The organism is Vibrio eleionomae (assembly GCF_009874545.1).
GTDB lineage: Bacteria > Pseudomonadota > Gammaproteobacteria > Enterobacterales > Vibrionaceae > Vibrio > Vibrio nitrifigilis.
Genome location: NZ_WEKT01000092.1, coordinates 1 through 8952, shown reverse-complemented (window position 1 = coordinate 8952; position 8952 = coordinate 1). Strand labels below are relative to the sequence as shown.

3 protein-coding genes are annotated in these 8952 nt (G+C 43.4%); all 3 read right to left on the bottom strand.

What is annotated here, in order from left to right:
* Window positions 1-194 precede the first annotated feature (194 nt).
* Window positions 195-4943, bottom strand: coding sequence for a non-ribosomal peptide synthetase (locus tag F9817_RS23060; RefSeq protein WP_161158558.1), 4749 nt, complete (start codon window positions 4941-4943; stop codon window positions 195-197).
* Between the two features lie 138 nt (window positions 4944-5081).
* Complete coding sequence (locus F9817_RS23055) at window positions 5082-6764, bottom strand: cyclic peptide export ABC transporter (protein WP_161158557.1); 1683 nt, start codon at window positions 6762-6764, stop codon at window positions 5082-5084.
* 85 nt (window positions 6765-6849) lie between these two features.
* The coding region (locus F9817_RS23050; protein WP_161158556.1) for a thioesterase domain-containing protein at window positions 6850-8952 on the bottom strand (2103 nt) is incomplete at its 5' end.

Sequence of the window (8952 nt, the reverse complement as noted above, 5' to 3'; positions counted from 1 at the left end):
TTAATACTTCATACTTTAATTATTACATAGCAAGGTTACATATGGGACCAATGTCTCATTTTTTATAGTAACAATAAATACCATTAATAATTTTATTCGTATAAACAAAATAACATTAATCTATTATCAAACTGACATAAATAATTATTAACCAAAACTATTAAAATTATATTTTACAGTACTATGTGTTTTATTTATCCAACATGAATAAGTTCTACTAATTGACGAATATGACGCTTTTTCAATAACTGCATATGATTAACAGGTGAATGGGCAACTTCTAATTTCGGTAAATGTTTTAGCCAAATATTTTGCTCACTCATCGTTTGATTGGACAATAATAGTCGCGTTGGAGCTCCTGGCCATTGCGAAGGTTGATACCCAGTTCTTAAATTAGTTGCAAATGCCCGAACAATACCCATAAACTGCTCTTTGGTCGTTGCAGCGGGTAAAATATGATGCTGTAACAATTGCTGATAAACTTTCTCAATGCGCTGGTTTGGCTCCAACGTTTCGAGAATTTCCCATGTCATGGATAGATTCACCCCATGCATTTCCATTAATCCAGCTAAATAGGCTACCACTTCTAAATCCGTATATTCGCGCTGAATCGCTTGAGGTGCTTGCGTATCGGCCATCACGAGTTCATCAACCTGAATACCGACAGATTCAAGTTTACGCGCAAGTTCAATGGCAACCCAACCACCAAACGAGTGACCAATAACATGCACATGTCTCCCCTCAATGTGCGGCAAAATGGCATGCAAATAAAAATCAGCAGCTGCTTGTACTGATGTATGAGGTGGCAGATCGCCCCATATTCCACGCGGCTGTAAACCGTATACTGTCATTGCACTATCTAATTGCTCAACTAAATCAACAAAGGCAAAGACATTGTCCCCAGCACCAGGGATACAAATCGCAATAGCGCCTTTCTTATCTCCTGTTTGCAACGGAATAACAGGATTGTACTCAGCCAAATTGGCTACCATCGGATTAGTCGTTAAGTACTGCATGACCCCTTGAGCCACATCTGTCGCGACCGTGCTCGGCGTTACCTTTAATTGCTCTGGTGCAAAATAGTGTTCCCAGCCCATTGAGCCTTGTTGCGGTTCTGATGCATACAGATCTAACGCGAGCGGGAGACGATGAATCTGATACTCATGATTGACCCACTCTTTGCCAGTCACACTATCAATACCAAATACCACCGGCGTTGAAGCCTTTTCCCTTAACTGAGTTTGCTGAACTTGCGTTGTCACGCCCCAGCAATCAATCAATCCTAAGTAACTTACCGGCTGATCAACACCTTGTAACTGCGCTGCAATTTCATATGCCACCATACCGCAAATACCATGACCAATCAGGCGGTAAGGACCTTGAGGCTGACGCTGACGAATAGCAGTAACATAATATTCAGCGATCTTCTGCATCGTATGTAAGTTAGGTAACACCGATGACGTTAAGCATAAACTGTAAAACGGCACATCAGAATCGATTGCGTGCCCTAACTGAGCAATCCACTCTGCATCGATATGTTCATGACCGATATAGAATAGAGGAGCTTGAGTGCCCGTTTCATTGTAAGCCGTAATAAATTGGTCCCAATATTGGGCTTGGCTATAACGCTCATGCATGGCAATCATAGGTTCAGCTTGTTTTTCAGCCAAAGATTGATACTGCAAAATGTCTTTCTGTAACTGGGTCATTTCTGTGCCAGCACTGTCTTCTATTCCTTGCTCAGCAACATCATGACCAAAAGCCATTAAATGCGCTTGTTCGAGCGCATTCGACTCTTGCTCTATTGATGAGTCGTTACTATTAATTTGGGTGGCTAACTGTTGCAACGTTGGGTGAGTAAATAGCGATTTAATCGCCAATTCATCCCCTTGTTGGCGCAGTTTTTCAATTAGCTGGACCGCCAATAATGAGTGGCCACCTAGTTCAAAGAAGTTGTCCTGACGACCAATGCTTTCCATGCCCAGCAGCTCTTGCCACGCAATCGCTAAACGATTTTCCACGTCACCAATCGGTGCCTCGTACTCACGATGAATAAAGGCGTCTTCAGACGGTTTAGGTAACGCGCGGTAATCCACCTTGCCATTTGCAGTCAAAGGCATCACCTCTAAATCCACGTAAGCAGAAGGCATCATATAAGCAGGAAGAGTTTCAGTCAGTTGCTCATTCAACAACTTGGGACTAGGACGTTGCTGTGCTTCTTGACTCACCGTGTAATACGCAACAATCCGCTGATCTTGACTCTCTTTATCGACAGTGACTACGCCCAACTCAACGTCAGGACACGCTTGCAAGGCATGGGCTATCTCACCCAATTCAATCCGGAAACCGCGAATTTTAACTTGGCTATCATTACGGCCACGAAATTCAATATTGCCATCAGGTAGCCAACGAGCCAGATCTCCACTGCGATACATACGAGCACCAGGCAACTCCGAAAACGGGTCAGCTAAGAAGCGGCTTTCTGTTTGTTCTGGCAAGTTAATGTACCCTCGTGTTACCCCGGCACCACCAATATAGATTTCACCAGTCACGCCCCAAGGCACACGCTTTTGACGCTCATCGAGAATATAAATACGACTGTTTACAATCGGCTCACCAATGTGCAATACATCTGCACCTTTCATTAGCCCCGACGTCGTTACGATGGTTGTTTCTGTTGGTCCGTAGTTATTCACCAACTGATAACTTACATGCTCGGGGGCATTGCGCGTTAACTTATCACCACCAACCAGTAAGTATTTCAGTGTTTGCGGTGCGATATCTTGAGCAAAAGCCAGCTCCGCGATTGGGGTAGGAAGAAAGCTAACATCAACCGGCTGTTCAGCCCACCAAGTCAGCAGTTGTTGTGGATCGCGTGTGACCGCCAATTTGGGTGCACATAACCGCCCGCCGACACACAGTGCTGGCCATACTTCCCAAACGGTAGCGTCGAATCCCATTCCCGCCACGCTTGAGGTCGCACTACTTGCACCCATGTCAAAGGCTTGATTATGCCAATGAATCAAGTTTGTCAGCGTGCAATGCTCTACCATCACCCCTTTCGGCTTGCCCGTAGAGCCGGATGTGTAAATGATGTAGGCCAAATGATTCGGTTCATATTCAGGGTGTGTGAGGTTTTCTTCACTGCCAAACATCCATAACACTTCATCGTCAGACATATGCAAGACTTCAACCGGAGTCTGGCTTTCTTCAAACGACACAATGCCATCAGAGATCATAAATTTAGGGGCACAATCTTCAACAATATAATCGATGCGTTCCATTGGGTAAGCAGGATCAATCGGCACATACGCTCCCCCTGCTTTCCACACGCCAAGCAAAGCGATCAACCAATCCCAACCACGATCACAACACACCGCAACTTTGACTTCAGGACCTACACCACGTTCACGCAAATAGTGAGCAAGTTGGTTAGAACGACGATTCAACGCATCATAGGTTAACATTCCCTCTTCTGCTGATAAGGCAATCGCATCAGGACGTAATTCAACTTGTTGTTCAAAAAGGCGATACGCTGGTTGGTGAGGACCAAAGTATTCCACTTTATCATTCCACTGTTCCCACAGTTGGATATCGCGAGAGGTCATTATCGGATAGTCACCCAACTCACATTCAAGCGGTACTTGTGTCGCTGCAGTGTAAAAGCGGAACAGACGATTAAAGTGCGCATCTAGCGTTGCGTCATCATACAGTGCTGCGTTCGCATCAATACATAATTCGAGGCCTTGCTCTTCCCCACGATCACACACGTTAATCGATAGGTCATCTAATGGGCCCAGTGATACGTTATTGGCCTGCACGGGCAACCCGCCAAAGGTCATATCATATTCAAACGGCAAAATGTTGATATGAGTCAGTACCAGAGCATCGTCAGAATTCACAAGACCTAACTCCTGACTAAGCTCTTCTCCACGATAATTTTGATGACGAACCGTACTGAGAACTCGCGCCTGTACTTGTTCAACTAACGTAGCCAAAGTAGCACTCGGATCAATCGCTAATCGAAGAGGTAAAACGTTAGACATCATTCCAGCATAACGGCGTGCGACTTTGTTGCTACGGCCGGTCATAGGACAGCCCACTAACAGATCCTGTTCACCGGTAATTCGATGTAAAAAGAGTGCCGTCAACGAAATTAATAATTGCGGTAATGGTGTGTGTAAACGAGCGGCTAATGCACGTAGAGCTTGGTGAGTCTCCTCAGGCAAATACGATTGACGACGCGAGATATCAGTGCACACGGCACGTTTATCGGACAGACTCAGTGGCGTCGGTTTGCCTTGCATTTGATCTAACCAATATTGACGATCTTTTTGATAAGCCTTCGCAGAGCGATAACGTTCTTCGCTATCAAGAATTTTGGTTAACGGGGTGAAATCACATTCAGGCAACGGCTCTCCAGCAACCATGGCACTGTATAGTTCGGCCACTCGTGCTGAAAGTAACTGCGCGCCAAATCCGTCAATAATAAGATGATGTGCACAAGCAAAATACCAATAGCATTCGTCACTAATTTTTAATACCGCGAGCGAAAACAGGCGGTCATGGTCGAAATCCCAATAACGTTGACTTTCTTGCTCGACCCACTCTCCTGCCATCTGTTCTGGGTCTGCCGCTTCACTGCAATCAATAACAGGGATCACATAAGGCTGGTGCTCCACTGTCTGCTGTTGTGGACCTAATTGAGTATGATAAAAAATGCGCTGAAAAGATTCTGTCTCACTCAGGGTATGTTGGAAAGCATCTAGTAGAATTTGTACATCCACTTTCCCATCAATTTTTAAATATTCAGTAATTTTGAATACCTTGGGATTCGCTTCTAAATTAAGCTGTTGGGCAAACCACATTCCCTGTTGAGCAGAGGACAAAGGCATTGCCTGCGTTTCATCACGTAATTGTGATAAACGATTCAGATTTTCCATTTTAGATAACCCGCATTTTAACAATTAAAAAGGGCCCTTTTGTATTGCACAAAAAGACAAATATTTTAAGCCAGAAACGTTACTTCCAATTTTTTGGATAATCTTTAAATTTAATTATCCAGCTAGACAGTATATTTATTATTTAACAAAATATTTCTTTAGATTAATTTCACTTTGCTCTAGATGAATATCTTTTACAAGCTGACCACTTTCAAGTCGGATCAGTTGATCAGCCAATTCAAAATATTCATCATCCTGAGTTATAACTATAACCAGTTTATTTTTTCGTTTTAATTGCGGTATTATTTCAGCATAAAAAGTTTCTTTGAACTTTGGATCTTGCTCAGTCGTCCATTCGTCAAATACACATATAGAACGGTCTTCCAAACACGACATTATCAAAGCCAAACGCTTTTTTTGACTTTGAGATAATGACGTTGACAAGAAGCAACCATAATGTGTTGAAACCTTTTTATCCATTTCTAGCCGTTGTAAATACGGCATAATATCCGCATCATTAGCTGGCTCATCATCAGCACCAAGAACCTGATTGAACAGATGAAAATCCGCTAACACTGCAGAACAAAGTTGTTGATATAGCTCACATTCATCCTGATGATAGATAGGTAAACCATCTACACTAATACTGCCTTTAGTTGGTCGATATAACCCCAACACCAATTTGGCGAAAGTTGTTTTACCACAGCCATTACCGCCAGTAATAAACACCACATCACCGCGCTTAAATTGTGTTGTAATAGGTCCAACAGAAAAACAGTATTCATCTAAATCGATACGATTATATTTAAAATATAATTGGTTTATTTTAATTTCATTCCACTGTTTCATATCAACTAGTTTTGTATTATTTTGGATACGTGTCTCAAAATTAGCTGCATGACTTAAACCTAGATTTTCAATATTCTTAAAATAAGAGTACACATCACCCAATCTGTTAATTGATCCGACCAGATTATCGATATATTTTACCATATACAGTGTTGTTAAAATAAAGCCAATAATTATGTTAAACGATGTATTTAACCAATAATTTCCCGCACAAAATATAATGGAACCAGTAAGGAATAATACTAATTTATCTGAGATATTATTTAGCATTGGAAATATAAAGGATACTTTTACACGATGTTCTTTAATATCTTTACAGTGGCAGGTAACCCTATTTTTATACACAAAGCGTCGTCGATTAACATTAATACTGAATTCTTTCATTCCTTTTACAAGGGTCGTCATTCCATCAAACAGATCTTGTTCATGACCACGTAAAATGTGCAACTGACGTATACCCGCACGGGAAAAAAGTTGCACACCTAGCGCGCATATAATGAAAAAAGCAAAAACGACAAAAGACAACGGCCAGGACAACGCAATCAAATACCCTGCGCAAAGTGCCACAGTAACGACACTGTAGATAAAATCGGGAATTCGCAGCAATCCATCTGCAAATTTAGCCACATCGGAATTAATGACCGATAAAATTCGCTGCTGACCTAACGTCTCAACGATGGAATAGGGTGTACACATTAAGCGTTGAGTCAGTTGAACGCGTAACTCACACACAACATCTGCGCTCAACTTAGCGGTGACGTACCTACTCCCTAATCCAAACAGTAATGCCCCAATTCCAGCGATAGCAAAGATGATAAAGCCGACGCGATTAACTTGATGGCTGCTCATGAGTTCCATCAAATTTATAATGATGCTGTTTAGCATTCCCAGCCCAGCAAGAGCCGCAAGACTGCTTAACGTTATGGCGAAAACACTGGGCCATTTACAACGGAGCATAATGGTCCTAATCATCTTTTCACCTCCGTTGTTTTTTATCAGGCTCAATGCCACCTTGTTTGTGCATGGCTGTAGAGCGGACCCTACAGCCATGACTCACTTATAACTGAATCAATTTAGCCAGTTGTTGCACAAAAGGCGCTTTGAGGAGCTTAACGTGGTTTGCTGTCGATTGTTGTACGCGTATTTCTGGCGACCAATCTAACCACCCTTCTTGCTGCTGCTGACTCGCCTCTTCGGATAACAACAACCCGATCGTCGTGTTAGGACGACGTTCTGGCCAATAGCTAGTCCGAATATTGGTTGAGAATACGCGGAAGATCCCTTGTAAATGATTGATTCGAGATGTCGCAGGCATGATGCGATTGGCTACCAAGCTTTGATGAACTCGGCGTAATCGTTCATCGAATGACAGTGACTCTAAGATTTCAGCCGTTAAATTGAGCTCAACACCTTGCATCTCAAATAACGATATCAACTTCATCATTGCAGCCACATCGGTATATTCCATTTGATGAGCCTGAGGAACTCGTGAATCGGCAATGGTCAAAGAAGCAACGGGGATTCCCATCTCTTCTAACTGATTAACCAATTCCAGAGCGACCCATCCACCAAAGGAATGACCGACAATATGCAGCGGTTGGTCATTTAGGTGTTTATGCATGGCTTCACAGTAGAATCGGGCCGCTGCAGCAACTGAAGAATGGGGAGCTTCTTTGCCCCACAATCCTCTTGGTTGTAAGCCAAAAATACTCACATCATTGCCTAACTGCCCAGCTAAATCCATAAAACTAAAGACGTTATCGCCAGCTCCTGGAATACAAAATACCTGTGCACAATCCACTTTACCCAGTTGCAGTTTAACGACGGGATCGTAACTTGGCGTTTGTTGAACCTCATGCTGATTTCGTCGTTTAGCAATCGCGTCGCTAATCGCCTTACCTGTTTCGGCCACGCAAGGCTGCGAAATTAACAATTGATGCTCTCCTGATAATGGGGTGACTCGAATAGCATCGGTGGGTAGCACCTGATCCCAAGCGAGGTATGGATCATGTATCCCCTGCTCTTCCATTGGGCGTTGCTGAGCAACAAATAGATCAATAGACACTGGTATTGTTGGAACCTTATAATCTGCATGAAGCAAATCTCTGCGATGAATCAGCCAGTTATAGAAATATTCTGCATTCCAATCGCGCGGTAAGATAGCCATTTTTTGCGCCAGACAAAAATGGTCCTGCCACCGTTCACTTTCCGTCAGAAGTGTTCGAATATCTTCCGCCGACACACGACAATCTTCACTGTGGTTAACTTGATATTCGACAATTTCTTTACTCATAAAGGCAATTTCTTGTTCGATAGTCTCGAAACGAACGCCTTGATGGTACTCACGCTCAAAGCTGGGTAATACCGCCCAACGATCCAAGATGCCAAGAAACTCAATCTGCTCATCTTGACCAATTAATTGTGCGGCAATTTCATAAGCCATCGTGCCACCGAATGACCAACCGACTAAACGATATGGCCCATGTGATTGGCGCTGACGAATAGCTCGCACATAATGCTCCGCCACTTTTTGCACGGTTTTTAGTGAAGGCTCACTGCGATCAGGAGCCACTAGGCCATAAACCGGAATATCACTATCAATATGTGCGGTTAACAGCGGCCCATATAAGGTTTCACCACTTGCTTCAGGAACGATGAATAGCGGTGTTTGATTGCCTGTTTCACGGAACGATAGCGTCAAAGAGCGCTGTTCTTGCTGACGCTGAGTGAATGTTTCCGCTAATTCACACAGTACCGGCGTCGCGAATAAGGTGGCTAAATCCAATGTAATGCCACGTTGATGCAGCTCATTGACTAATTTCACTGCCAATAGCGAGTGCCCACCTAATTCGAAGAAACTATCAAAACGCCCCACTTGGGTGATACCCAGTAGTTCTTGCCATAAAAATGCCAGAGTTAGCTCCATATCACCGATTGGCATCACATACTGTTGGCGCACAAAGGCGTCTTCTGCCGGCTCTGGCAACGCTTTACGATCCATTTTGCCATTCGGCGTCAATGGAATTTCTGCAATTTGAACTAACGCCGCTGGCACCATGTATTCTGGTAAACGCTCACCCATTTCCGCTTTTAACGCTTCAATCGATAAGTCGCTTTCCGAGGTAAAGTAGCCAATCAAACGCTTATTGGCGCTACTGCC